Source organism: Streptococcus halichoeri (assembly GCF_009870755.1).
GTDB classification, from domain to species: Bacteria; Bacillota; Bacilli; order Lactobacillales; family Streptococcaceae; genus Streptococcus; species Streptococcus halichoeri.
Genome location: NZ_WLZU01000003.1, coordinates 1 through 25,061 on the forward strand (window position 1 = coordinate 1; position 25,061 = coordinate 25,061).

At 41.1% G+C, this 25,061-nt stretch carries 22 protein-coding genes and 1 pseudogene; 21 read left to right on the forward strand and 2 right to left on the reverse strand.

The window, feature by feature from the left end:
- Positions 1-136: 136 nt before the first annotated feature.
- The 21 genes and pseudogenes from GWD08_RS08725 to ileS all read left to right on the forward strand — a co-directional run.
- Positions 137-325 (forward strand): annotated as a pseudogene (locus GWD08_RS08725) (bifunctional metallophosphatase/5'-nucleotidase); the annotation flags it as partial.
- 15 nt (positions 326-340) lie between these two features.
- On the forward strand, positions 341-970 hold the full coding sequence (locus GWD08_RS01330; RefSeq protein WP_159543595.1) for a YutD family protein: 630 nt from the start codon (positions 341-343) through the stop codon (positions 968-970).
- A gap of 3 nt (positions 971-973) precedes the next feature.
- Positions 974-2,053 carry a dual-specificity RNA methyltransferase RlmN gene (gene rlmN / locus GWD08_RS01335; RefSeq protein WP_159563957.1) on the forward strand — a complete coding sequence of 360 codons (1,080 nt, stop codon included), beginning with the start codon at positions 974-976 and terminating at the stop codon, positions 2,051-2,053.
- A gap of 596 nt (positions 2,054-2,649) precedes the next feature.
- Positions 2,650-4,392, forward strand: coding sequence for an ABC transporter ATP-binding protein (locus tag GWD08_RS01340; protein ID WP_159559782.1), 1,743 nt, complete (start codon positions 2,650-2,652; stop codon positions 4,390-4,392).
- Positions 4,385-6,127, forward strand: coding sequence for an ABC transporter ATP-binding protein (locus tag GWD08_RS01345; protein WP_159563958.1), 1,743 nt, complete (start codon positions 4,385-4,387; stop codon positions 6,125-6,127). Before GWD08_RS01340 ends, GWD08_RS01345 begins: the two co-directional genes overlap by 8 nt.
- An 840-nt stretch (positions 6,128-6,967) precedes the next feature.
- Positions 6,968-7,171, forward strand: a complete 204-nt coding sequence (locus tag GWD08_RS01350; protein ID WP_159543603.1) for a YqgQ family protein — start codon at positions 6,968-6,970, stop codon at positions 7,169-7,171.
- 5 nt (positions 7,172-7,176) lie between these two features.
- On the forward strand, positions 7,177-8,148 hold the full coding sequence (locus GWD08_RS01355; RefSeq protein WP_159543605.1) for an ROK family glucokinase: 972 nt from the start codon (positions 7,177-7,179) through the stop codon (positions 8,146-8,148).
- A gap of 24 nt (positions 8,149-8,172) precedes the next feature.
- Positions 8,173-8,553 carry a rhodanese-like domain-containing protein gene (locus tag GWD08_RS01360; RefSeq protein ID WP_159563959.1) on the forward strand — a complete coding sequence of 127 codons (381 nt, stop codon included), beginning with the start codon at positions 8,173-8,175 and terminating at the stop codon, positions 8,551-8,553.
- A gap of 248 nt (positions 8,554-8,801) precedes the next feature.
- Entirely contained in the window at positions 8,802-10,643 is a 1,842-nt protein-coding gene (gene typA / locus GWD08_RS01365) for a translational GTPase TypA (RefSeq protein ID WP_159543609.1), read from the forward strand.
- Positions 10,644-10,700: 57 nt separating this feature from the next.
- On the forward strand, positions 10,701-10,940 hold the full coding sequence (locus GWD08_RS01370) for a DUF3165 family protein (RefSeq protein ID WP_159543611.1): 240 nt from the start codon (positions 10,701-10,703) through the stop codon (positions 10,938-10,940).
- 297 nt (positions 10,941-11,237) lie between these two features.
- Positions 11,238-12,593: a UDP-N-acetylmuramoyl-L-alanine--D-glutamate ligase gene (murD, locus tag GWD08_RS01375; RefSeq protein WP_159563960.1), complete on the forward strand. Its 1,356-nt coding sequence runs from the start codon at positions 11,238-11,240 to the stop codon at positions 12,591-12,593.
- Positions 12,594-12,607: 14 nt separating this feature from the next.
- The gene (locus GWD08_RS01380; protein WP_159564000.1) at positions 12,608-13,678 is read left to right on the forward strand and encodes a UDP-N-acetylglucosamine--N-acetylmuramyl-(pentapeptide) pyrophosphoryl-undecaprenol N-acetylglucosamine transferase; all 1,071 of its coding nucleotides are present in this window, start codon (positions 12,608-12,610) and stop codon (positions 13,676-13,678) included.
- Positions 13,679-14,917 carry a cell division protein FtsQ/DivIB gene (locus GWD08_RS01385; RefSeq protein WP_159563961.1) on the forward strand — a complete coding sequence of 413 codons (1,239 nt, stop codon included), beginning with the start codon at positions 13,679-13,681 and terminating at the stop codon, positions 14,915-14,917.
- A 246-nt stretch (positions 14,918-15,163) separates the two neighbouring features.
- A complete protein-coding gene (gene ftsA, locus GWD08_RS01390) occupies positions 15,164-16,468 on the forward strand; it encodes a cell division protein FtsA (protein ID WP_413251605.1) in 1,305 nt (434 codons plus the stop codon).
- A gap of 21 nt (positions 16,469-16,489) precedes the next feature.
- A complete protein-coding gene (gene ftsZ / locus GWD08_RS01395; protein WP_159543621.1) occupies positions 16,490-17,821 on the forward strand; it encodes a cell division protein FtsZ in 1,332 nt (443 codons plus the stop codon).
- A 2-nt stretch (positions 17,822-17,823) separates the two neighbouring features.
- Positions 17,824-18,495 carry a YggS family pyridoxal phosphate-dependent enzyme gene (locus GWD08_RS01400; RefSeq protein ID WP_159563963.1) on the forward strand — a complete coding sequence of 224 codons (672 nt, stop codon included), beginning with the start codon at positions 17,824-17,826 and terminating at the stop codon, positions 18,493-18,495.
- Between the two features lie 12 nt (positions 18,496-18,507).
- Positions 18,508-19,116: a cell division protein SepF gene (locus GWD08_RS01405; RefSeq protein WP_159564001.1), complete on the forward strand. Its 609-nt coding sequence runs from the start codon at positions 18,508-18,510 to the stop codon at positions 19,114-19,116.
- Positions 19,117-19,120: 4 nt separating this feature from the next.
- A complete protein-coding gene (locus GWD08_RS01410; RefSeq protein ID WP_159543628.1) occupies positions 19,121-19,378 on the forward strand; it encodes a YggT family protein in 258 nt (85 codons plus the stop codon).
- Entirely contained in the window at positions 19,375-20,169 is a 795-nt protein-coding gene (locus tag GWD08_RS01415) for a YlmH family RNA-binding protein (RefSeq protein WP_159543630.1), read from the forward strand. The genes GWD08_RS01410 and GWD08_RS01415 overlap by 4 nt, the downstream gene beginning before the upstream one ends.
- Positions 20,170-20,178: 9 nt before the next feature.
- Entirely contained in the window at positions 20,179-20,961 is a 783-nt protein-coding gene (locus tag GWD08_RS01420; RefSeq protein WP_159543632.1) for a DivIVA domain-containing protein, read from the forward strand.
- Between the two features lie 229 nt (positions 20,962-21,190).
- Complete coding sequence (gene ileS, locus GWD08_RS01425; RefSeq protein WP_159563964.1) at positions 21,191-23,983, forward strand: isoleucine--tRNA ligase; 2,793 nt, start codon at positions 21,191-21,193, stop codon at positions 23,981-23,983.
- A gap of 247 nt (positions 23,984-24,230) precedes the next feature.
- On the opposite strand, the gene GWD08_RS01430 is transcribed toward ileS, so the two are convergent.
- Together GWD08_RS01430 and GWD08_RS01435 are read right to left on the reverse strand one after the other, a co-directional pair.
- Positions 24,231-24,545, reverse strand: coding sequence for a DUF1827 family protein (locus tag GWD08_RS01430; RefSeq protein WP_159543636.1), 315 nt, complete (start codon positions 24,543-24,545; stop codon positions 24,231-24,233).
- Between the two features lie 55 nt (positions 24,546-24,600).
- The gene (locus tag GWD08_RS01435; protein ID WP_159543638.1) at positions 24,601-25,047 is read right to left on the reverse strand and encodes an NUDIX hydrolase; all 447 of its coding nucleotides are present in this window, start codon (positions 25,045-25,047) and stop codon (positions 24,601-24,603) included.
- Positions 25,048-25,061 lie beyond the last annotated feature (14 nt).

Sequence of the window (25,061 nt, forward strand, 5' to 3'; positions counted from 1 at the left end):
TTGCATTTAATTGGAAGAAAGGGCATCAGTGAATATTGTTGACCAATTGTTAAGACAAGGAAAGTCATTATTATCTCCCTTTGGACTATAACAAATTGGACAACAATATTAACTACGGGAATGATTCTTTAATGGTTTTACATACAAAAATGGCAAAATAGTGTATAATAAAAGGGTTATAGCAAATCAAGAAAAAATACGTTTGGTGCTAGTTGATCATTATTATTTTGCTTCTTACTTTCCTCAAGTTAAAAAGCAAGAACCCATCCTATTATTTCCAGATTTGTTACGTGAGCTTGTGGCAACTTATTTGAAAGAAAAATAACTAGAAAGGAGTTCCATGAAAAAAGAAATCTCAGAAGACATGTTTAACTACAACAAATTTCCCGGTCCGGATTTTGTCTTGATAGATCAAGTAGTCAAAAGCGGTGATATTGAGTTTCATCTTGTAGAAAATGTTAAAAATGCCTTTGACACTAAGCACTTTGGGCAACGCTACACCGATTTTCTCTTGAAATATGATTATTTAGTCGGAGACTGGGGTAATGAGCAATTAAGAATCCGTGGTTTCTATAAAGACCAAGACAATATAAGACGCGCTAGCCGTATTTCTCGTTTAGAGGATTACATCAAAGAGTTTTGCAATTTTGGCTGTGCTTATTTTGTGCTTGAAAATCCAAATCCAAAAGAAGTTACTTACGAAGAGGAGCGTCCTATGCGCCGTAAGAGGACTTCCAGAGGCAGAGGCGCAAAGGGGAGTACTAATGCGAATCGCACTGGTGCATCTAATAAAGCAAAGAAAGCTAAAAGGCAGAAAAAAGAAAGTGGTAAGGCTGATAAAGGTGTGACGTTTACTAGCAAGCAAAGGACTCCAAAGAACCGTCCTAAATCAGCAAGCCCAGAAGCGAAGCCTGAGAAAATGGCCAAAACAAAGAATTCTCATTTTATAATTCGAAAGAAAGATAAGTAATTCATGAAACCTTCAATATACAGTTTAACGTGCGATGAACTCATAGAGTGGACTCTTACACATGGTCAAAAGGAATTTAGAGCAAGGCAGATTTGGGACTGGCTTTATAAAAAAAGAGTTCAGTCCTTTGATGAAATGACGAATATTTCCAAGGATTTTGTGACGCTTTTAGCAGATAACTTTGTGGTTAATCCCTTAAAACAAAAGGTAGTTCAAGAATCAGCTGATGGGACAGTCAAATATTTATTTGAATTGCCAGATGGGATGCTGATTGAAACGGTATTGATGCGTCAGCACTATGGCCAGTCTGTTTGTGTAACCACGCAAGTTGGCTGTAACATTGGCTGTACCTTTTGTGCAAGCGGCTTAATTAAAAAGCAACGCGATTTAAATAATGGCGAAATTACAGCTCAGATTATGATGGTGCAACATTACTTTGATCAACGTGGGCAAGATGAACGCGTTAGCCATGTGGTGGTGATGGGAATTGGCGAGCCTTTTGATAATTACACAAATGTGATGAAATTTCTAAGAACCATTAATGATGATAAGGGCTTAGCTATTGGCGCGCGCCACATTACCGTGTCAACCTCTGGTTTAGCACATAAAATTCGTGACTTTGCAAACGAAGGTGTGCAGGTTAATTTAGCTGTATCTTTGCATGCTCCAAACAATGAGCTACGTTCAAGTATTATGCGTATTAACCGTTCTTTTCCACTAGAAAAGTTATTTGCTGCTCTAGAATACTATATTGACACGACTAATCGGCGTGTGACTTTTGAGTATATTATGTTAAATGGGGTTAATGACCATATTGAACATGCTCAAGAACTAGCTGATCTAACTAAGAAAATTCGGAAATTATCCTATGTCAATCTGATACCTTATAATCCTGTCTCTGAGCATGATCAGTATTCGCGTAGTCCCAAAGAGCGCGTATCAGCTTTTTATGATGTTTTAAAGAAAAATGGTGTGAATTGTGTCGTACGACAAGAGCACGGTACTGATATTGATGCAGCTTGTGGTCAATTGCGCTCTAATACCATGAAAAAAGATCGGCAAAAAATTGTTGCAGAGGCCTAAGGAGATGCGGCAATTGCTAAAGGCATTAGTGAACAGAAAAAAAGATGTGTTAGTCATCTTAGTGGCTCTCTACTCCATGTGCTGGCCTTGCAGTGTTTTTGACCGTTCACACAGGTTTTACAATATCAGACGTCTCATATTATTTACTGGGGTCACTTACCTTTCTTATTGGCCCTTTTTAACTCATTTTGGACCTTGGGATAAAGCGAAACCATCAAGCAAGCAGGCTGGCTGTTTATACAAAATACTTTGAATAGGCTGTTGTTCTTTTCCACTTGTCTTTGTGCTTCATTTTGGGACTGAGCGTTTTCACAACCCAGTGCGCAGCAGCCTCTTGCTTAGCCTAGCGATGAGCCTGACCCTGAAGAGATCCAACTTTTATAGATCTCTTATTAGATGCGAAGCGTAACTTTGAGGCAGCTGACTTATGGACCAATTCTTTGTGCGCATTGCTTGCATATTATGGCTATCGCTTTATAATAGACTATATTAGGAAATCATAAGTTCTCTCCAATGGAGAGACTTTTTCTTAGCTGTGCAAAATAAAATGAGCTGTAGAAGAAAAAACTAAAAAGTAGTAGGTAGAAAGGAAAGCCATGTCAATTATTTCCAAACTGTGGTGGTTTTTTAAACAAGAAAAGAAACCTTATCTCATCGGCATTATTTCTTTAAGTGTGGTTGCGCTGTTAAACCTTATCCCACCTAAAATAATGGGGCAGGTAATTGATGCGATTACTTCGGGTGATTTAACTAAAAGTCAGCTTTTGTTGCAACTTTTTTGGTTGGTAGTGGTTGCATTTTTAATGTATGGTTTACGCTATATTTGGCGGATGTGTATTTTTGGAACTTCTTACCGTCTAGGTCGGATTATGCGTTTTCGTTTATTTGAACACTTTACGAAAATGTCGCCATCTTTTTATCAAAAGTATCGAACGGGGGACTTGATGGCGCATGCGACCAATGATATTAATTCTTTAACGCGCTTAGCTGGGGGTGGTGTCATGTCAGCAGTTGATGCTTCGATTACAGCCCTAGTGACCTTAGTGACGATGTTTTTTACAATCTCTTGGCAAATGACCCTAATAGCTGTTTTACCCTTGCCCTTGATGGCATATGCTACTAGCCGGTTGGGACGAAAAACACACCAGGCTTTTGCTCAGTCACAAGCTGCATTTTCAGATTTGAATAATAAGGTTCAAGAAAGTGTAGCAGGGATAAAAGTAACCAAATCGTTTGGCTACCAAGAAGATGACGTTGCCGCTTTTCAGAAGGTTAATCAAGCAGCCTTTCATAAGAATCTAAAGACCATGACCTATGATGTTATGTTTGATCCAGTTGTCCTTCTTTTTATAGGAGCTTCCTATACCTTGACCCTTTTAGTTGGGGCTGTCATGATTAAAGCTGGTCAGGTCACGATTGGTAATTTGGTCACCTTTATTACTTATCTAGATATGCTGGTTTGGCCTTTGATGGCAGTGGGTTTTTTATTTAACGTGGTGCAAAGGGGTTCGGTTTCTTATGAGCGCATTACTGAGCTATTAGCACAAGAAAGTGATATTAAAGAGGCAGCACATCCTTTGCCAACCATTACAAATGGGCAGATTGCCTTTGAAATTAATGCTTTTCAGTATGCTGATGAAAAGACTTTAGAAGCCATTCACTTTGCTCTTGAAAAGGGGCAAACCCTTGGCTTGGTCGGTCAAACGGGCGCGGGCAAAACAACCCTGCTTAAGTTGCTCTTGCGTGAATACGATGTTACAGATGGTTACATTAGCTTAAATGGCTATAATATTAAAGATTATCGGCTAACAGACCTACGTTCGTTAATGGGCTATGTGCCCCAAGATCAATTTTTATTTGCCACCTCTATTTTGGAAAATATTCGTTTTGGTAATCCAGACTTAAGTTTAGAAGCTGTGCAACATGCTGCTCAATTGTCCTATGTTGATCAAGATATTATGGCGATGCCTGCGGGCTTTAATACCTTAATTGGTGAAAAAGGAGTGGCCTTGTCTGGTGGGCAAAAACAACGCATTGCGATGAGTCGGGCAATGATTTTGGACCCAGAAATTCTGATTTTGGATGATTCGCTCTCAGCAGTTGATGCCAAAACAGAATTTGCCATTATTGAAAACCTAAAAGCAAGTCGCCAGGGCAAGACAACTATCATTACAGCGCATCGTCTCAGTGCAGTTGTCCATGCTGATTTGATTTTAGTACTGCAAAATGGCCGTATTATCGAACGCGGCCGTCATGATGATTTGATACAAAACAAGGGCTGGTATGCTCAGACGTATCAGGCTCAACAAATGGAAATGGAGGAGGTTGCTGATGCCTAAACTTAATCAATGGCAAGTCTTTAAGCGCTTGCTCAGCTATCTCAAGCATTATAAGTGGCTCACGGCACTAGCCCTAGGACTGTTGCTTTTGACTACTGTTGTTAAAAGCTTGATTCCCTTGGTTGCTTCCTATTTTATTGATCATTACTTGAGCACACTCAACCAAACTGCTCTGCTTTTGCTGCTTGGCTATTATGGCATGTATATCCTACAAAGCGTGATGCAGTATTTAGGAAACCTCTTTTTTGCCAAAGTATCCTACAGTATTGTTCGTGATATTCGACAAGATGCTTTTGCCAATATGCAAAAACTAGGCATGTCCTTTTTTGATCGTACACCAGGTGGCTCCATTGTGTCACGGATTACTAATGATACCGAGGCCATTAGTGATATGTTTTCGGGGATCTTATCCAGCTTTATTTCGGCTATCTTTATCTTCAGTGTGACCTTGTATACTATGTTGGTCCTTGATGCTAAATTAACGGGCTTGGTGTTGCTCTTTTTGCCCTTTATTTTTATTTTGGTAAATAGCTACCGCAAAGTATCGGTTGCCGTCATAGCAAAAACCAGGAGTCTGCTGAGTGATATTAATACCAAGTTAGCTGAAAGCATTGAGGGCATCAGAATCATTCAGGCTTTTGGTCAACAAGAGCGCTTAAAAGCAGAATTTGAAGCCATTAATGCAGAACATGTGGCTTATGCTAATCGTTCCGTCGCACTAGATAGCCTCTTTCTTCGTCCAGCTATGTCTTTGTTGAAGCTACTGGCTTATGCCGTACTGATGACCTACTTTGGCTTTAAAGGCTTAGAGGGAGGTTTAACAGCAGGTCTGATGTATGCTTTTATCCAATACATTAATCGACTGTTTGATCCCTTAATTGAAGTCACTCAGAATTTTTCAACACTGCAAACCTCGATGGTTTCAGCAGGTCGAGTTTTTAGCCTCGTTGATGAAACGGGTTATGAGCCTCAACAAGGGACAGAGGACTTAGCAGTAACACAAGGTGATATTGCCTTTAAAAATGTCAGTTTTTCTTATGATGGCCATACAAAAATTCTCGATAATATTTCTTTTTCAGTGAATAAAGGTGAAACCATTGCCTTTGTTGGTGCGACTGGTTCGGGAAAGTCATCGATTATTAATGTTTTGATGCGTTTTTATGACTATCAATCAGGTCAAGTATTACTAGATGGTGTAGACATTCGACGATATGCCACAGCAGAACTGCGTAAGGCCATTGGTTTGGTACTGCAGGAGCCTTTTTTATATCATGGAACCATCGCCTCCAATATCAAGATGTATCAAAATATCACTGATCAAGAAATCCAAGAAGCGGCGCAATTTGTGGATGCTGACCAGTTTATTCAAAAGTTACCTGATCATTATGCAGCTGCGGTATCAGAACGCGGTCAGAGCTTTTCAACAGGCCAACGTCAATTGCTCGCTTTTGCCAGGACAGTCGCAAGCAAACCGAAGATTCTTATTTTGGATGAGGCAACTGCTAATATTGACTCGGCTACTGAACAATTGGTGCAAAACTCCCTTGCTAAAATGCGCAAAGGACGAACAACCATTGCCATTGCTCATCGCTTATCAACTATTCAAGATGCAAACTGTATCTATGTCTTAGATAAAGGGAAAATTATTGAAAGCGGCCGGCATGAAGACCTGCTTGCAGCCAAAGGCACCTACTACAAGATGTATCAGTTACAAGCTGGTATGATGAAAACATAAAATGACTAACTAACTGACTGAGAATAAGATAAGTGTGATTACCTTGAAATCATAACTGCTGTCTTAAGCTCAGTTTTTTTATTGCCAAAAAAAGACAATATAGCTAGCAAGGGAGAGAAAGGGAACAAAAGGAATGCGCTTTTTCTGGCTTAAAAGACAATATACAAAGCCAAGTAGGCTGGCTACCTGTAGTACCCACAAGAGCGCGAAAAAGGGATAGAGAAGGGCTGCTGTAGCTAGGAACAAAAAATCACCAGGACCAATGCTCCTTAGATATTGTCTAGCTATAACAGCTAAAGCCACCAGGCACCAAAAGATTGGGTTTGCAGGCCAGACACAAGTCAGGCAGATAGTTGGTATGAACCAAAAAATAAAGGGAAACGATTGCTGGTGCCAGTCATAGATGCTAAGTAGGAGTGTAAAAAGCACCCAAAACCCAGCCTTAGCTAACGGTAGTGGCCAAAGCCAAAGAAAACCAGGTAAACATGCACTGCAAGCTAAAGAAAGCCAAAGACTGGGCCATGCACTTGTACAATTAAGAAAAGCTAAAAGCCAACATAGTAGTTTTTGTAAAGTTCTCATACCTCTTTATTCGAAAATTCTATCCCAATGCATCTCCTAGTTGCCGATTTTTTTCTGGCATTGCGCTAGCTTTTTGTAGGACGTTGTGTGAAAGGCTAGTCATTGCAGGGCAAAGCAGGGAGCAAAACTGCGTAGCTGTGCGATATTATCAAAACCCAGCGAGTAAGGCAAGTGCCTTTAAATGAGTGAGGTAAGGCTAGAGCAAACGTTTGCGCCTTTGCTTGAAATGCCTTGTAGATTTTGATAAAATGTGAACATATGAAAACATTATTTGATGTTCAACAGTTGTTGAAGCGTTTTGGGATTTATGTTTATCTTGGTAAGCGTCTTTATGATATTGAGATGATGAAAATCGAATTGCAACGCCTTTATGATAATAACTTGATTGACAAAGATGACTATTTACGAGCAGAATTAATCTTACGTCGCGAGCATCGTATTGAAAGGGAACAAGAAGGGTAAGCATAATGAGTCAAAAATTATTAGGAATTGATTTAGGTGGTACTAGCATTAAATTTGGCGTCTTGACGCCAGAAGGCCAAGTGCAAGAAAAGTGGACAATTGAGACCAATATATTAGAAGATGGCAGGAACATTGTGCCAGATATTGTCGCTTCAATCAAACATCGGCTCGCGATGTATGGTTTGACTAAGGACGATTTTATCGGAATTGGTATGGGATCACCCGGTGCAGTTGATCGCACGCAAAAAACCGTTACCGGTGCCTACAATCTCAATTGGAAAAAAACACAAGAAGTTGGCTCAGTCCTGGAAAAAGAATTGGGCATTGCCTTTGCGATTGATAATGATGCCAACGTTGCCGCTTTAGGAGAACGTTGGGTAGGAGCTGGTGATAATAAACCTGATGTTGTCTTTATGACCCTAGGAACAGGTGTAGGCGGTGGTATTATCGCTGATGGGAATCTCATTCATGGTGTCGCTGGTGCAGGGGGTGAGATTGGCCACATGGTTGTGGAACCAGATGACGGATTTCAATGTACTTGTGGCAATATTGGCTGCCTAGAAACAGTTGCCTCAGCAACAGGTGTTGTCAAAGTTGCTCGTTTATTAGCAGAATCCTATGCAGGTTCTTCACGCATTAAAGCAGATATTGATAATGGTGAAGCGGTATCAAGTAAGGATATATTTAAGGCCGCAGAAGCTGGGGATCGTTTTGCAAACGCTGTTGTTGAGAAGGTTTGTCGGTACTTAGGGCTTGCTTCAGCCAATATTTCTAATATCTTGAATCCAGATTCTGTAGTCATTGGCGGAGGCGTTTCAGCAGCTGGCGAATTTTTACGAAGCCGGGTAGAAACTCACTTTATGCACTATAGCTTCCCACAGGTGCGCAATACAACGAAAATCAAGATTGCCGAGCTGGGCAATGACGCTGGAATTATCGGCGCTGCTAGCCTAGCCCTTCAATTTTTAGAAAACTAAATCCAAATAGAATAGGAGGAGCAGATGTCTCCTGTCACACTTGTCTTTTTCATTGTTCTACTAGCGATACTTGCTTACATGTTTTGGCGTTACTATGCCTTTAAAAAGAGTGTCACACAAATTGATAACGAAACCTTTAAAGCGATGATGCGCCACAGTCAAATTATTGATCTTCGCGATCCAGCAAGTTTTCAACGCAAACACATTCTTGGGGCGCGTAATTTTTCTGAGCGGCAATTTGCGGTTGCCTTATCAGCGCTGCGCAAGGATAAACCGATTTTGCTTTATGAAGGTTCAAGGCCCACTTTTGCGCCTAAGGCTGCGCGTCAATTGAAAGCTGCTGGTTACACTGATTTATACTTCTTAAAAACAGGCTTTGATGCTTGGGATGGCAAAGTCAAATAACCGTAAGTTTAAGCTAGGTCACCATCTAGCGGGAGCTTTTCTTGTGACCTTGCTGTTTGTTTTATGAAAAACGTATAAAAGGATGAAAGGGCAACTGGGTGGAGAGCATCACTTCTGTTTAGTCCTTTTTTGTTTTTGTTGGACGCATGAAGCAGCTGAAAACATTTACAATTAGCCGATTCCTGTTTTTTCAAGAAAATTATGGTATAATTGTTCAGTTATAAAATTAAATGCTACAAGAGGAAAACATGACACAAACTAGAGATGACATCCGTAACGTTGCAATTATTGCGCACGTTGACCACGGAAAAACAACACTTGTTGATGAACTATTAAAACAATCCCACACCTTAGATGCCCGTAAAGAGCTTGAGGAGCGGGCGATGGATTCCAATGATATTGAAAAAGAACGGGGCATTACCATCTTGGCCAAAAACACGGCTGTGGCCTATAATGATGTCCGTATTAATATCATGGATACCCCAGGGCACGCGGACTTTGGTGGTGAGGTTGAGCGGATCATGAAAATGGTTGATGGTGTTGTTCTGGTTGTGGATGCCTACGAAGGCACCATGCCGCAAACTCGTTTTGTGTTGAAAAAAGCTCTTGAGCAAAATCTGATTCCGATTGTTGTGGTTAACAAAATTGACAAACCATCAGCTCGCCCAGCAGAAGTCGTAGATGAGGTGCTTGAACTTTTCATTGAACTTGGTGCTGACGATGAACAGTTAGAATTCCCAGTTGTTTATGCTTCAGCAATCAATGGAACCTCATCGTTGTCTGACGATCCAGCTGATCAAGAGCATACGATGGCACCTATTTTTGATACCATCATTGATCACATTCCAGCTCCAGTTGATAATTCAGATGAGCCATTGCAATTCCAAGTGTCGCTTCTTGATTACAATGACTTTGTCGGACGTATTGGTATTGGACGTGTTTTTCGTGGTACTGTTAAAGTGGGTGACCAAGTGACCCTCTCAAAACTAGATGGCACAACTAAGAATTTCCGCGTGACCAAGCTCTTTGGTTTCTTTGGACTTGAACGCCGTGAAATCCAAGAGGCTAAGGCTGGTGATTTGATTGCCGTTTCAGGTATGGAAGACATTTTCGTTGGCGAAACCATTACTCCTACAGATTGTGTCGAAGCCCTACCGGTTCTTCGTATTGACGAACCAACACTTCAGATGACTTTCTTGGTCAATAACTCGCCTTTTGCCGGTCGTGAAGGGAAATGGATTACCTCTCGTAAAGTAGAAGAACGTCTCTTAGCCGAGCTTCAAACCGATGTTTCCTTGCGGGTTGAACCAACTGATTCTCCAGATAAATGGACTGTTTCAGGTCGTGGGGAATTACACTTGTCTATTTTGATTGAGACAATGCGCCGTGAAGGTTATGAATTGCAAGTTTCTAGGCCAGAAGTTATCATCAAAGAGATTGATGGCGTCAAATGTGAACCTTTTGAACGGGTACAAATTGATACACCAGAAGAATATCAGGGAGCTATTATCCAATCCTTATCAGAGCGTAAAGGTGATATGCTTGATATGCAAATGGTGGGAAATGGTCAGACCCGGTTGATTTTCTTGATTCCAGCGCGTGGCTTGATTGGCTATTCAACAGAATTTTTATCAATGACGCGTGGCTATGGTATCATGAACCATACCTTTGACCAATATTTGCCAGTGGTTCCAGGCGAAATTGGTGGTCGCCATCGCGGTGCTCTTGTTTCCATCGAAAATGGCAAAGCAACAACTTATTCCATCATGCGTATTGAAGAGCGCGGTACAATCTTTGTCAATCCAGGGACAGAAGTCTATGAAGGCATGATTGTCGGAGAAAATTCACGAGAAAACGATCTTGGTGTCAATATTACAACGGCTAAGCAAATGACAAATGTGCGTTCTGCAACTAAGGACCAAACAGCTGTCATTAAAACTCCTCGAATTTTGACACTTGAAGAGTCGTTAGAATTCTTAGCTGATGACGAGTATATGGAAGTCACACCAGAAGCCATTCGACTACGCAAACAAATTTTGAATAAGGCAGCGCGGGATAAGGCAAATAAAAAGAAAAAATCGGCAGAATAACCTCCCACCCTACTTGACTTGCAGTTAAACAGCTGTCAAAAATGATTGAGGTCCAATATGTTTTATCTCATAGTCGCTGTGCTGATTATTTCTTATTATTTATTTATGGCACCAAAAAGCGTGCGTAACACTCTAACAATGATTGGGGTCGTTGGGATTTTAGCAACCTTGCTGGTGCTTGCCTGCCTAAGTCTTGTCAAGTTTATGCAGTCACCCCCTGAAATTTTGATTGCCTTGGGCATGATTGCCTTAGCTGTTTTTGCGATCAGAGATATTCAGCACATGTCAAAAAAATAAACTTATAAGAGAGCTGTTCTTTGGAGCAGTTCTTTTGTGTATCCTAAAACCAGTGCCAGATCAAGTCTTAGCAAGCATGCGCTAGCCGCTGCTCAGCCGTTCCCTTTGCGGTTAAAAAGGCTAGTTAGGTTGTTAGTCAGTTTTTTTAAAATAGTTGCACTAGGAAGGTTGAGCGAAAAAAGCGACCGATTTTTAGCGCTGCTTAGGGTTTTACTTGGATGCTGCTTCATCTTGAAAAATCAACTAAATAAGGTTAGAATAGTAGGGAAATCTTAAACTAACAGATAGAGTGAACCTATGAAACAGATAACAAGCTTTTTACATAAAAAAGTCCTCATTTTAGGTCTGGCCAAGTCCGGTGAAGCAGCTGCCCGCTTGCTGCAAGCCTTAGGAGCGATCGTCACCGTAAATGATGCGAAACCTTTTGCTGAAAACCCTGCTGCTCAATCCCTCTTAGAAGAAGGGATAAAAGTCATTTGTGGTAGTCATCCTGTTGATTTACTAGATGAACAATTCGTCCTGATGGTCAAAAATCCAGGAATTTCTTATGCTAACCCCATGGTAAAAGCTGCACAAGCAAAGGGAATCCCTATTTATACAGAAGTCGAATTAGCTTATCTGGTTTCAGAAGCACCAATTATCGGCATTACTGGCTCCAACGGGAAAACAACGACAACCACGATGATTGCGACTGTTTTAGAAGCTGGGGGGCAAGCGGCCCGCCTATCAGGGAACATTGGTTACCCAGCTAGTGAGGTTGTTAAAACTGCTAAAGCGACTGATACGCTTGTAATGGAGCTCTCTAGCTTTCAATTGATGGGTGTGGAGCACTTTCACCCTCGTATTGCAGTGATTACTAATTTGATGCCAACACATCTGGACTATCATGGTTCGTTTGAGGCCTATGTTGCTGCCAAATGGAACATTCAAAAGCAAATGACTGCAGATGATTATATTGTGCTGAATTTTAATCAAAGCATTGCTAAAGAATTAGCCCAAAAAACCAAGGCCCAAGTGCTTCCTTTTTCAACGCATGAAAGAGTTGAAGGAGCCTACCTACAAGATGGTCACTTATATTTTAAAGAGGAGCGCATTATGGCTGCGGCTGAGGTGGGTGTGCCTGGCAGTCACAACATTGAAAATGCTTTAGCAACTATTGCGGTGGCAAAGCTATCTGGCATCAGCAATCAGGATATTCGGACCAGCCTAATGCATTTTACTGGTGTCAAACACCGCTTGCAGGCACTCGGTCAAGTTAAGGGAGTCACCTTTTATAATGACAGTAAGTCTACCAATATGTTAGCCACTCAAAAAGCACTGTCAGGCTTTGATAATGCTAGAGTGATTTTAATTGCTGGTGGTCTAGATAGAGGCAATGAATTTGACGACCTTGTCCCTGATTTGACTGGTCTTAAACAGATGGTAGTATTAGGTCAGTCAGCACAGCGGGTCAAACGCGCAGCTGATTTAGCCAAAGTCCCTTACATGGATGCAAAGGATGTGCGGGATGCGACGATCAAAGCTTTTGCAATGGCTAAAGCCGGTGATGTAATTTTACTAAGCCCAGCTAATGCCTCCTGGGACATGTATCAAAACTTTGAAGTTCGTGGTGAGGAGTTTATTGCCACTGTTGAAAGCTTAAAAGGAGAATAAGCGTGGCTAAAAAAATGATGTTTACGGGAGGCGGCACGGTTGGCCATGTCACCTTAAACTTGCTCCTGATTCCTTATTTTATTAAAGACGGCTGGGAAATCCATTATATTGGAGCCCAAAATGGTATAGAACAAGAGCAGATCCAAAAATCAGGTCTGCCGGTGACTTTCCATGCCATTGCTACGGGGAAATTGCGCCGCTATTTTTCATGGCAAAATTTTGCGGATGTCTTTAAAGTTGTTTGTGGTATTTTGCAATCTCTGGTCATTTTAGCTAGGGTGCGACCCCAAGCACTGTTTTCCAAAGGTGGCTTTGTTTCAGTGCCACCAGTGATTGCTGCTAAAATGCTGGGAGTTCGTGTATTTGTGCACGAATCGGATTTATCCATGGGCTTAGCAAATAAAATTGCCTACCGTTTTGCGACTACCATGTATAGCACTTTTCAGCAGCCAAGCCAACTAACCAAAGTTAAACATGTTGGTGCAATTACAAAGGTAAGAGAAGGGGCAGTTGACCCCAGTCTCTTGCCGCAAATTGAGGAGATTAAGGCTCAGTTTGACAGAAGTTTGCCAACGCTGCTTTTTATTGGGGGGTCAGCAGGTGCTAAGGTCTTTAATGAATTCATTTCCAAAACCAGTGATTTGTTGGAGCATTATAATGTTATCAACATTACAGGTGATGCTGATTTAAAGGGGTTATCAAGGCATCTCTACCGGATTGATTATGTGATAGATCTTTATTATCCTTTGATGGATTTGGCTGATATTGTGATTACCCGTGGTGGTTCTAACACTATTTTTGAATTAGTAGCGATGGCAAAACCACATCTTATCGTCCCACTTGGCCGTGAAGCAAGCCGGGGTGATCAATTAGAAAACGCGGCTTATTTTGAAAAGCAAGGCTATGCAGTCACTCTTTCTGAGGAAGATTTAACCTTTGCTCACTTGCAAGCAAAACTGAAGCATCTATTACACAACCAAAGAAGTTACCAGGACAATATGCAACATTCCAAGGAGTTGACATCACCAGAAAAATTTTATAACCTATTAAAAAATGACCTAAGCTCTAAACCGAAAGAAAACTAAATGACACAAGAAAAGCACAACAAGCCAAATGATCAAGAGCCAGTTGTTTTAACGGAATGGCAAAAGCGCAATATTGAGTTTTTACAGAAAAAAAAAGCTAAAGAAGCTGATGAATACAAATTAAAAGAAAAGCTGCGCATTAAGAAACGTCAAGAGATACAAACCAAACCAACCTCTGATGATTCCTCACCAGCTGATCAGACATCAGATTCTACAGATGATTCCAAAACATTGTCAAAATCAGTTAAAAGCTCTGGCAAGAAGGCTGCAAAGAAGACAAAGTCAGCAAAAAAAGCCAAAGCAACTAAAATCAAACCGGTTAAGAAACAGCCACGAACTAGATCTAAAAAAGAGCTAGCCTTTATTAAAGCTTTACCCGTTTTACTGATTAGCACCTTAGTCTTGGCTCTATCTGGTTATTTTGTGACGCCTTATAGTCAAGCTAAAAGGATTACAATCACTGGGAATACACATGTTTCTAAAGCACAGCTGATACAAGAAAGTGGCATCAAGTCTTCAGATTATTGGATCAAACTTTTGTTTGGTCGAAAGCATTATGAGCATAACCTTATTTCTCAAGACATTTGGGTTAAAGATGCTAAAATCAAGTACCATTTTCTTAATCACTTTACCTTTAAGATCAAGGAACACCGAATTATTGCTTATGCTCAAACGCAAAAAGGCTACCAGCCAATATTAGAAAATGGTCGGCGCGTAGCAGCAATCTCTAAGGACTCCTTACCAAAATCGTATTTGATTATTAATTTGGAAGATCAACAGGCCATTCAAGAGCTTGTTCGAGATTTAGCCAAGTTACCAGCAGACTTGGTGAAGGATATTAAATCTATCAATTCAGCAAAATCGAAAACAACCACTGATTTGCTCGTCTTAACGATGCAAGATGGAAATATTATTCGCCTTGCCCAAAGCCAGTTGCCTAAACGGTTGCCTTACTATTTAAAAATTAAAAAGAATCTCAAGGAACCTTCAATTGTGGATATGGAGGTTGGGATTTATACTACAACCCAGGCCATTGAAGCAAAGGCTGTTGATGATAAGTCTGACTCTAAGAAGGCTGATGAGCCTAAGGCTCCTACTAATCAAGCACAGGAGCAAACTATACCTGCAACCTCAACAACTCCCGCAAATGCTCAAGCGGCACCAGCAGGTACTGCTGCCCAGGTCCAAGGAGGCGATACCGCATCGCAAGAGCCACCTTCTGGTCAGGGTCATGAATGAGAAATGTGATGGGCACAAAGTGCCGTGAAATAGGTTGTTTTTACGCCTTTTAAAAAATTAAGATTCTATAACAAAAAACGTGAAATGATAACATTTTACGTTTTTTTATGGTATAATGTTTCCTGAATGATTCTGTTTTGAACAGTGTTTAGAATAGTATAAGTTTGGAAAGATAGTGAGGGCAAGTGAATGGCTAGAAATGGCTTTTTTACTGGTTTGGATATAGGGACTAGCTCCATAAAAGTGATGGTTGCCGAATATATCTCTGGTGAGATGAATGTCATCGGAGTTAGCAACGTTCCTAGTACAGGCGTAAAAGACGGAATAATTATTGATATTGAAGCGGCAGCACAAGCAATCAAAGCAGCCGTTGGACAAGCAGAAGAAAAAGCAGGCATCACCATTGAAAAAATCAACGTTGGCTTACCTGCTAATTTATTACAAATTGAACCAACCCAAGGAATGATTCCTGTCCCAAGTGAATCAAAAGAAATCAAAGACGAAGACGTTGATAATGTCGTTAAGTCAGCTCTCACAAAGAGCATTACACCTGAACGTGAAGTGATTTCCTTAGTTCCAGAAGAATTTGTTGTGGATGGCTTTCAAGGTATTCGCGATCCTCGGGGAATGATGGGAACCCGACTTGAAATGCGTGGCCTCATTTACACTGGACCAACGACTATTCTGCATAATCTTCGTAAAACAGTGGAGCGAGCAGGTATCACTGTTGAAAATATTATTATCTTGCCTTTGGCAATGACAAAATCAGTCCTAAACGAAGGAGAACGTGAATTTGGTGCGACCGTTATTGATATGGGTGGCGGCCAAACAACAGTCGCTTCGATGAAAAGCCAGGAACTTCAGTATACTAATATCTATACAGAAGGTGGCGACTACATTACAAAAGACATTTCCAAGGTTCTTAAGACATCAATGTCAATGGCTGAAGCCTTGAAATTTAATTTTGGACAAGCTAATGTTGCTGAAGCCAGCTCTACCGATACAGTTAAGGTAGATGTGGTTGGCAGTGATGAGCCCGTAGAAGTAACCGAACGCTACCTTTCAGAAATTGTTTCTGCTCGGATTCGTCACATATTGGACCGAGTAAAGCAGGATTTGGAACGGGGACGTTTGTTAGATTTGCCAGGAGGGATTGTCCTTGTTGGTGGTGGAGCTATCATGCCTGGTGTTGTCGAGGTTGCCCAAGAAGTATTTGGAGTCAATGTCAAACTTCATGTGCCAAATCAAGTAGGAATTCGCAACCCAATGTTTGCGAATGTCATTAGTTTAGTAGAGTATGTTGGTATGATGTCTGAGGTTGAGGTAATTGCTCAAAATGCAGTGGCTGGTGAAGAATTATTAAGACGAAAACCAGTTGATTTTTCAGGCAAAGAAACCTATATTCCAGCATATAATGAATCTAAGACAGGTTCGCCAACTTTTGAACCACATGCTCCGGTCTCTGACAGCTATCGTAGCAAAGATTCGGATCGGCCAAAACGTGACTATGGCGCTAAACTCCGTGGTTTCTTTGGCAGTATGTTTGACTAAAAGTAAAAGTGAGGAATAAAAATGGCATTTTCATTTGATGCAGCATCAGTACAAGGTGCTTTAATAAAAGTAATTGGTGTCGGTGGTGGCGGCGGTAACGCGATTAACCGAATGATTGATGAGGGAGTCGCAGGGGTTGAATTTATCGCAGCAAACACTGATATTCAAGCACTAAGCTCCTCTAAAGCCGAAACAGTAATTCAGCTTGGCCCTAAATTAACTCGCGGTCTTGGTGCTGGAGGCCAACCAGAAGTTGGGCGCAAGGCAGCTGAAGAAAGCGAAGAAGTATTAACAGAAGCCCTATCTGGCGCGGACATGGTCTTTATTACGGCTGGTATGGGAGGCGGCTCTGGAACGGGAGCTGCGCCGGTTATTGCCCGCATCGCAAAAGGCATCGGCGCCTTAACCGTAGCAGTCGTAACTCGTCCGTTTGGCTTTGAAGGCAATAAACGTGGCAATTATGCCATTGAAGGTATCCAAGAACTACGTGAACAAGTTGATACCCTTCTTATTATTTCTAATAACAATTTACTTGAAATTGTTGATAAGAAAACACCACTTCTTGAAGCCCTCAGCGAAGCAGACAATGTTCTTCGCCAAGGTGTTCAAGGAATTACTGACTTAATCACGAGTCCTGGTTTGATTAACCTTGACTTTGCAGATGTGAAGACAGTGATGGCTAATAAGGGTAATGCTCTTATGGGAATCGGAGTTGGTTCTGGCGAAGAACGCATTGTTGAAGCAGCTCGTAAAGCTATCTATTCTCCACTACTTGAAACAACTATTGATGGTGCAGAAGATGTCATCGTTAACGTGACAGGTGGATTGGATATGACCTTGACCGAAGCAGAAGAAGCTTCTGAAATTGTTGGGCAAGCGGCAGGTAATGGTGTGAATATTTGGCTAGGAACTTCCATTGATGACAGCATGAAAGATGAAATCCGTGTCACAGTTGTTGCGACAGGAGTTCGTCAAGATAAGGCTGATAAGGCGGCAGGTTTTCGTCAACCACGAAGCTACAATCAAAGCAACCCACAACAGTCAGCAGGTGCTCAGTATGCAAATGAACAAACACAAGCACAAACGGCTTCTCAACCTAGCTTTGAACGTCGTTCAAGCTTTGACTTTGATATGGGAGAAACACGTGATATGCCAATCTCACATGGTCGCTCACCTAAGTCAACGCATAATCAAGGCTCCGCTTTTGGTAACTGGGATTTAAGACGTGATAACATTTCTCGTCCAAATGAAAGTGAACTTGATAATCAATTACATATGTCAACTTTCGAAACTCCAAATGACGATAATGGAGACGACGAATTAGAAACACCTCCTTTCTTTAAAAATCGTTAAACATGGATTTAAAAACACATAAAGATGTTGTTTATTCACAGGTTGCTAAAGCCATTGCCAAAGCAGGTCGTCGTCCAAATGACGTAACGATTGTGGCTGTGACCAAAACGGTTGACATTCAAACGACCGCTCAGCTCATTGATTTAGGGGTCACTGATTTTGCTGAAAACAGAGTTGATAAATTTTTGGCCAAGCACCAAGCTCTAAAAGACAGACCGGTTCGTTGGCATTTCATTGGTAGCTTGCAAAGGCGAAAAGTAAAAGAAATCATTAACGACATTGATTACTTTCACGCACTTGATTCTGTTAAGTTAGCCAAAGAAATTGATAAACGAGCCGACCATCCGATTAAGTGCTTTCTTCAGGTCAATATTTCGCAAGAAGAAAGTAAGCACGGTTTTCTAGTCTCAGAAATTGATCAGGCATTAAATGAAATTGCTGCGCTTTCAAAAATTGAATTGGTTGGCTTAATGACCATGGCTCCTTTAAAGGCGAGTAATGAGGAAATTAACCGTATTTTTCTGGCAGCTAGTCAACTTCGTCAAACCTTAGCCCAAGCAAATCGCAAGCGCATGCCATTCACCGAATTAAGCATGGGGATGAGTAATGATTATCCGATTGCAATCAAAAACGGAGCAACTTACGTGCGAATTGGAACAGCCTTCTTTAAGTAAATGGAGAAAATGATGGCAGTAAAAGATTTTTTTAATAAAGCAATCTCATATTTTGATACCGATGACTTAAATGACGTTGAAGAGGAGCATTTTGAGGACGCGCAAGAAGAACCCGAGCGACCTAATCGCGTCCAAGCTACAACTGCAGCGACTCAAGCTGCTCCAAATATGAGAACAACACATGAATCCTCACAAGCCCACCCTTCTGAACGTGCTCAGCAAGCGTCAGCTCGAGCAAATATTAGCTATAAAAAAGAGCCGCGTGGTGAGAAAAGCACAGCTGCTAATCGACAAGACCATTATCAGCAGTTGGCAAATCAAGAGCAAACAACGATTGCTTTAAAATACCCACGAAAATATGAAGATGCGCAAGAAATTGTTGATTTATTAATCAGTAATGAATGTGTTTTGATTGATTTTCAGTATATGTTGGATGCCCAAGCAAGACGCTGCCTTGATTTTATTGATGGTGCAAGTAAGGTATTATATGGCAGCTTACAACGTGTCGGACCTTCTATGTATTTGTTGACCCCATCAAATGTATCTGTTAATATTGAAGATATGAATATTCCAAATCCGGGCCAGGATATTAGCTTTGATTTTGATATGAAGAGACGTTAAGCTTATGATTTTTGTACTGCTCATATTATTAAAATTAATTAAAGTATATTCTTACCTCTTGATTGCCTATGCCCTGTTATCCTGGTTTCCAGGTGCCTACAATACTTGGTTAGGAAGAATACTTAGCGACATAGTGGAACCCGTATTGAAACCATTTCAATCCTTTCACTTGCAATTTGCAGGACTCGATTTCACCATTCTTATTGTGATTTTAGTCATGAATTTTGTGAGTGACTTACTCATAAAGATTTTAGTTGGATGATAAAGGACAGTACTATATATCAGCATTTTCACCCTGACGAATATGCGTTTATTGACAAAGTAAAAGATATAATACAGCAAGTAGATCAGACCTATGCCTGGCAAGTAACCGATTTTGTCAATCCTCGGGAGCTGACCATCATTCAAAGCTTAGTTGCCCAGGCGCAACTGACTTGTTTTACGTCAAGTGATCTATTTCTAAGTGAATACCAGCGTGTTATTATTGCACCAGAGTATTATGTCTTAGATCCGGAAGATTTTGATATGGCTTTGATTGAGATGACCTATAATGCAAAGTTCAACCAGATTAGGCATTGCCAAGTTCTTGGAACCTTGCTAAATGAATTAGGTATCAAGCGATCCTTGATAGGTGATATTTTGATTACAGATGGTAACATCCAAGTAATGGTTGCACAAACACTTGTTGATTATTTGTTAGGGACAATTTCAAAGATTGGTCGTGCAAGCGTTCAGCTAAAGCAAGTCCCCCTATCTGAACTTAAACAGGTGAAGGATTTATCGGAAAAAGAGACTGATCTGTTAACGTCTAGTTTGCGACTTGATCGACTGATGGCAAGTGTACTAAAGATGTCACGTCATCAGGCTATCAGATTAATTGAGTCAGAAAAAGTAAAAGTTAACTATCGCCCACAAACCAAATCTGCCCTGACTCTTGCTGAGGGCGATTTAGTGAGTGTACGAGGCTTTGGACGGTTTCGATTCATTCGACTGAATGGTTTAACAAAACATGGTAAATATAAGGTGACGCTAGGAAAAACCTTGCATAAATAAGGAGACATAATGGTACTTACAGCACTTGAAATTAAAGATAAAACATTTAAAACAAAACTGCGTGGTTACAGCGAAGAAGAAGTTAACGAATTTTTAGATATTGTCGTTGATGACTATGAATCACTGGTTAAGCAAAATCGTCAATATGCTTCACGGATTAAGCAGCTGGAAGAAAAACTAGCTTATTTTGATGAAATGAAAGAATCATTGAGCCAGTCTGTTATTTTAGCGCAAGAAACAGCCGAAAAAGTGAAAGCTAATGCGAATTCAGAAGCGACAAATTTAGTGAGCAAGGCTAATTATGATGCGCAATATTTACTTGACGAATCAAAAGCCAAAGCCAATCAAATGTTGCGTGATGCAACCGATGAAGCCAAGCGTGTAGCTATTGAAACAGAAGAATTGAAACGTCAAACGCGTGTTTTCCATCAACGCCTCATTTCCTCAATTGAAGCACAGTTAACGTTGGCCAATGCGCCTGAGTGGAATGAATTGTTGCAACCAACTGCTATTTATCTGCAAAATTCGGATGCCGCTTTTAAAGAAGTTGTTAAAGAAGTTCTTGATGAAGACCTGCCAGAAGCTGATGACAGTGCTTCATTTGATGCAACCCGTCAATTTTCAGCCGAAGAAATGGCAGAATTACAGCGCCGTGTTGAAGAAAGTAACCGTGAATTAGAAGCGGCACAATTAGAACACACTAACAGTTTTGATACTTCCAACCAAGGCGTTAACTTAAACGAAACGCAAACCTTTAAATTAAATATTGAAGACTACGAAAAACGCGATTAAGTGTTGATATTTACAGCAAGCAAGTGATGATGAGAGACTTGTAATCCCTTGACATTTAATTATCATTTTCGCATCTTTCTAGCTGAATTCAGTAAGTTAGGAGGTCTGCTCACCTTACGAGCAATTGAGAGGCTAACTCCTTTTGTGTTAGTCTGAATTAAGGTGGTACCACGAGCTTTCGTCCTTTATTGTGACGAAGGTTTTTTATTATCAGTAAGGAGATAACTGCATGAAGTTAAAAGATACGCTTAATCTGGGCAAGACAGCCTTTCCGATGCGGGCCGGTTTACCAACCAAGGAACCTAAGTGGCAAGCCGCCTGGGATCAGGCCGATATTTATCACAAGCGTCAGCAATTAAATGAAGGCAAACCAGCCTTTCATTTACATGACGGCCCTCCCTATGCTAATGGGAATATCCATGTAGGGCATGCACTTAACAAAATTTCAAAAGATATTATTGTTCGGGCAAAATCAATGTCAGGCTTTCGTGCTCCCTATGTCCCTGGGTGGGACACTCATGGCCTTCCTATTGAGCAGGTCTTAGCTAAGCAAGGGGTTAAACGCAAAGAAATGGATCTGGTTGCCTATCTTGACATGTGCCGTGATTATGCCCTTAGCCAGGTAGATAAGCAACGCGCTGACTTTAAAAGGCTAGGAGTCTTGGCAGATTGGGAAAACCCATACATTACCTTGAAGCCTGAATACGAAGCTGAACAGGTGCGTGTCTTTGGAGCGATGGCAGCTAAAGGTTATATTTATCGCGGTGCTAAACCAGTTTACTGGTCCTGGTCGTCAGAATCAGCATTAGCTGAAGCAGAAATTGAATACCACGACATTGATTCTACATCGCTCTATTATGCCAATAAGGTCAAAAATGGTAAGGGCGTCCTAGACACTGATACTTACATTGTTGTATGGACGACAACTCCCTTTACCGTGACAGCTTCGCGTGGGTTAACTGTTGGTCCGGATATGGACTATGTAGTGGTACAACCAGCAGGTCAAAGCCGGAAATATGTGGTCGCACAAGGTCTTTTAGATAGCTTAGCGGAGCGTTTTGGTTGGACAAGCTTTGAAATCCTAGCTCAGCATAAGGGGACTGAGCTGGAAATGATTGTGACAGAGCATCCGTGGGATCCAGAAGTTGACGAGCTTGTTATTCTTGGTGATCATGTTACCCTTGATTCAGGTACAGGTATTGTCCATACGGCGCCAGGCTTTGGTGAGGATGATTATAATGTCGGAATTAAATATGGCCTAGAAGTTGCTGTTACTGTGGATGAGCGCGGCTTGATGATGGCTAATGCAGGTCCTGATTTTGCTGGTCAATTTTATGCCAAGGTCACCCCTTTGGTTCAGGAAAAATTGGGTGACCTCTTATTAGCCAGCGAAGTCATCACCCATTCTTATCCTTTTGATTGGCGGACCAAAAAACCAATTATCTGGCGAGCTGTGCCTCAATGGTTTGCATCGGTTTCGGATTTTCGGCAGGAAATTTTGTCGGCAATTGAAAAGACCAGCTTTAAACCAGCTTGGGGTCAAAAACGTCTCTATAATATGATTCGTGACCGGGGCGACTGGGTTATCTCGCGTCAGCGTGCCTGGGGCGTGCCACTTCCTATTTTTTATGCTGAAGATGGCACAGCTATCATGACAAAAGAAGTTACTGATCATGTCGCAGATCTCTTTGCAGAACACGGCTCGATCATCTGGTGGCAAAAAGAAGCCAAAGATCTCTTGCCAGTTGGTTTTACCCATCCAGGTTCACCAAATGGGCACTTCACTAAAGAAACGGATATTATGGATGTCTGGTTTGATTCAGGTTCTTCTTGGAAGGGAGTCATGGCTGCGCGAGAAGAGTTAGCCTATCCTGCTGATCTTTATCTGGAAGGCTCAGATCAGTACCGCGGCTGGTTTAATTCATCCTTGATCACTTCGGTTGCTGTTAACGGCCATGCTCCTTACAAGTCCATCTTATCACAAGGCTTTGTGCTTGATGGTAAGGGCGAAAAAATGTCCAAATCATTAGGGAATACCATTCTTCCTAGTGATGTTGAAAAGCAATTTGGAGCGGAAATTTTACGGTTATGGGTCACTTCGGTTGATTCAAGTAATGATGTCCGGATTTCGATGGATATTTTGAAGCAGACCTCTGAAACTTACCGTAAAATCCGCAATACCTTACGCTTCTTGTTAGCTAATACTTCTGATTTCAATCCTCATCAAGATGCAGTTAGTTATGAAAATCTTAGCGCAGTTGACCGTTACATGGTAATCAAATTTAATCAATTGATTGCAACCATTAACCAAGCCTATGCTGACTATGATTTTATTAGCATCTATAAATCAGTGGTGAATTTTGTTACAGTAGATTTATCAGCCTTTTATCTGGATTTTGCTAAGGATGTGGTCTACATTGAAGCAGCCCACAGCATTGAGCGCCGCCGCATGCAAACCGTGTTCTATGATATTCTGGTGAAAATCACTAAACTCTTAACACCAATTCTTCCTCATACAGCAGAAGAAATTTGGTCTTATCTAGAATATGAATCAGAAGAATTTGTCCAACTTACTGAGATGCCTTTGGCTGAATCCTTCCCTGATCAAAAAGCAATTCTAGAAGAATGGGATGCTTTTATGACTCTACGAACACAGGCTCAAAAGGCACTTGAGGAAGCTCGTAATGCCAAAGTAATCGGCAAGTCATTAGAAGCCCACTTAACAATTTATGCTAGCCAAGAAACCAAAACCCTCTTGACCACACTAAATAGCGACATTGCCTTGTTAATGATTGTGTCACAATTAACCATTACTGATGAAGCAGCTAAGCCAGCAGACGCTGTGACTTTTGATGGTGTAGCCTTTACAGTTGAGCGGGCTCAAGGTGAGGTTTGCGAACGTTCTCGTCGCATTGATCCAACAACACGCATGCGCTCTTATGGGGTGGCTGTTTGTGATGCTAGTGCTAAGGTCATTGAAGAAAATTTCCCAGAGGCTGTTGCAGAAGGCTTTGAAAGATAGGCCTAAATTCTGTGTGACAGATAAGGAGACAAACAAAAAAAGAAACCAGAGCTTTCTTGTTTAGATTGAAGAAAATGTCCGTTGTGACGATTTTTTTCAATCTTTTTTTACGGTATCGCTAAAAACAAAAAAACTCCTAGAAGGTTGACATGTCAACATTTCTAAGAGTAGTCACTTATTTAGCCACCGTATTTTTTACTAAAAATAAGAAGGGATGTTTGCATTTTTGAAAGAAGTCCGAGTTTTTTTAGCCTTGGGCCTTGGCCTTAATAGGAAAAGACATTTCAATTAAATTATTGGTATGAATGGTTTTGATGTGTTCATTCTGCACGATATGGGGATTTATCTTTCGTTTTAGGAAAAATTCGCGAATGACTGCTAATTCTTCGTCCTTGATAGCCCGGTATTTATTAGAAATTAAAATCTCATAATGCTTTGGCGCCTGCGTGAAAACCACATCTGTATTTCCAGCCGAATAGACTTCGACCAGCCGTGCATCAGTGTTTTGTAATTGACTCATGACGAGCTCAGGATGACTACTAGTTGTGTTAATTAGTCTCATAATTTCCTCCTTTTGCTCTGCTAGCTTCACAGGGCAAATCCTATAAACAATCGTTTTAATGATGGCGGGCTTGCCATGCTTTTACGCCCCATTGATGACTTCCGCGTTTGAGAAGTTTGATAGCTTCTGGAATAGGAAACCAAGCTAGCTGGTTAAAATCCTCTAGAGGTTCAGCTAAGTCGATATAGTCGGTGACTTCATAAAGATAGGCAGGATTGTGGAAATAGGTATCTCGGTGACGGGAATAGAAGTATTCATCAGCTTGGCCATAGTAATAACCAAGCGTGGCCGAAAAGCCGAGTTCTTCTTTCAATTCTCGCTCAAGTGCCTGCGTATGGGTCTCTGGGCCTTCAATTTCACCGCCTGGTAAAAACCATGCGCCATTGGGGGCTTGAACGAGAATGATCTGATCTTTATTTTGATTTGGAATAATGGCATAGACTCCTAAGCGTTTCTGATAGTCTACATTATCTTTTTTTTCTCCGAAAACTGGAATTGCCATAAGCTTTCTCCTTT

Excerpts from the sequence above, each read along its gene's own strand:
- GWD08_RS01340 (WP_159559782.1), top strand. The coding sequence starts at position 2,650 with ATGTCAATTATTTCCAAACTGTGGTGGTTTTTTAAACAAGAAAAGAAA.
- GWD08_RS01370 (WP_159543611.1), top strand. The coding sequence starts at position 10,701 with ATGTTTTATCTCATAGTCGCTGTGCTGATTATTTCTTATTATTTATTT.
- murD (WP_159563960.1), top strand. The coding sequence starts at position 11,238 with ATGAAACAGATAACAAGCTTTTTACATAAAAAAGTCCTCATTTTAGGT.
- GWD08_RS01355 (WP_159543605.1), top strand. The coding sequence starts at position 7,177 with ATGAGTCAAAAATTATTAGGAATTGATTTAGGTGGTACTAGCATTAAA.
- GWD08_RS01400 (WP_159563963.1), top strand. The coding sequence starts at position 17,824 with ATGGATTTAAAAACACATAAAGATGTTGTTTATTCACAGGTTGCTAAA.
- typA (WP_159543609.1), top strand. The coding sequence starts at position 8,802 with ATGACACAAACTAGAGATGACATCCGTAACGTTGCAATTATTGCGCAC.
- ftsZ (WP_159543621.1), top strand. The coding sequence starts at position 16,490 with ATGGCATTTTCATTTGATGCAGCATCAGTACAAGGTGCTTTAATAAAA.
- GWD08_RS01410 (WP_159543628.1), top strand. The coding sequence starts at position 19,121 with ATGATTTTTGTACTGCTCATATTATTAAAATTAATTAAAGTATATTCT.
- GWD08_RS01435 (WP_159543638.1), bottom strand. The coding sequence starts at position 25,047 with ATGGCAATTCCAGTTTTCGGAGAAAAAAAAGATAATGTAGACTATCAG.
- GWD08_RS01350 (WP_159543603.1), top strand. The coding sequence starts at position 6,968 with ATGAAAACATTATTTGATGTTCAACAGTTGTTGAAGCGTTTTGGGATT.
- GWD08_RS01360 (WP_159563959.1), top strand. The coding sequence starts at position 8,173 with ATGTCTCCTGTCACACTTGTCTTTTTCATTGTTCTACTAGCGATACTT.
- GWD08_RS01420 (WP_159543632.1), top strand. The coding sequence starts at position 20,179 with ATGGTACTTACAGCACTTGAAATTAAAGATAAAACATTTAAAACAAAA.
- GWD08_RS01380 (WP_159564000.1), top strand. The coding sequence starts at position 12,608 with ATGATGTTTACGGGAGGCGGCACGGTTGGCCATGTCACCTTAAACTTG.
- GWD08_RS01430 (WP_159543636.1), bottom strand. The coding sequence starts at position 24,545 with ATGAGACTAATTAACACAACTAGTAGTCATCCTGAGCTCGTCATGAGT.
- ileS (WP_159563964.1), top strand. The coding sequence starts at position 21,191 with ATGAAGTTAAAAGATACGCTTAATCTGGGCAAGACAGCCTTTCCGATG.
- GWD08_RS01330 (WP_159543595.1), top strand. The coding sequence starts at position 341 with ATGAAAAAAGAAATCTCAGAAGACATGTTTAACTACAACAAATTTCCC.
- rlmN (WP_159563957.1), top strand. The coding sequence starts at position 974 with ATGAAACCTTCAATATACAGTTTAACGTGCGATGAACTCATAGAGTGG.
- GWD08_RS01345 (WP_159563958.1), top strand. The coding sequence starts at position 4,385 with ATGCCTAAACTTAATCAATGGCAAGTCTTTAAGCGCTTGCTCAGCTAT.
- GWD08_RS01385 (WP_159563961.1), top strand. The coding sequence starts at position 13,679 with ATGACACAAGAAAAGCACAACAAGCCAAATGATCAAGAGCCAGTTGTT.
- ftsA (WP_413251605.1), top strand. The coding sequence starts at position 15,164 with ATGGTTGCCGAATATATCTCTGGTGAGATGAATGTCATCGGAGTTAGC.
- GWD08_RS01405 (WP_159564001.1), top strand. The coding sequence starts at position 18,508 with ATGGCAGTAAAAGATTTTTTTAATAAAGCAATCTCATATTTTGATACC.
- GWD08_RS01415 (WP_159543630.1), top strand. The coding sequence starts at position 19,375 with ATGATAAAGGACAGTACTATATATCAGCATTTTCACCCTGACGAATAT.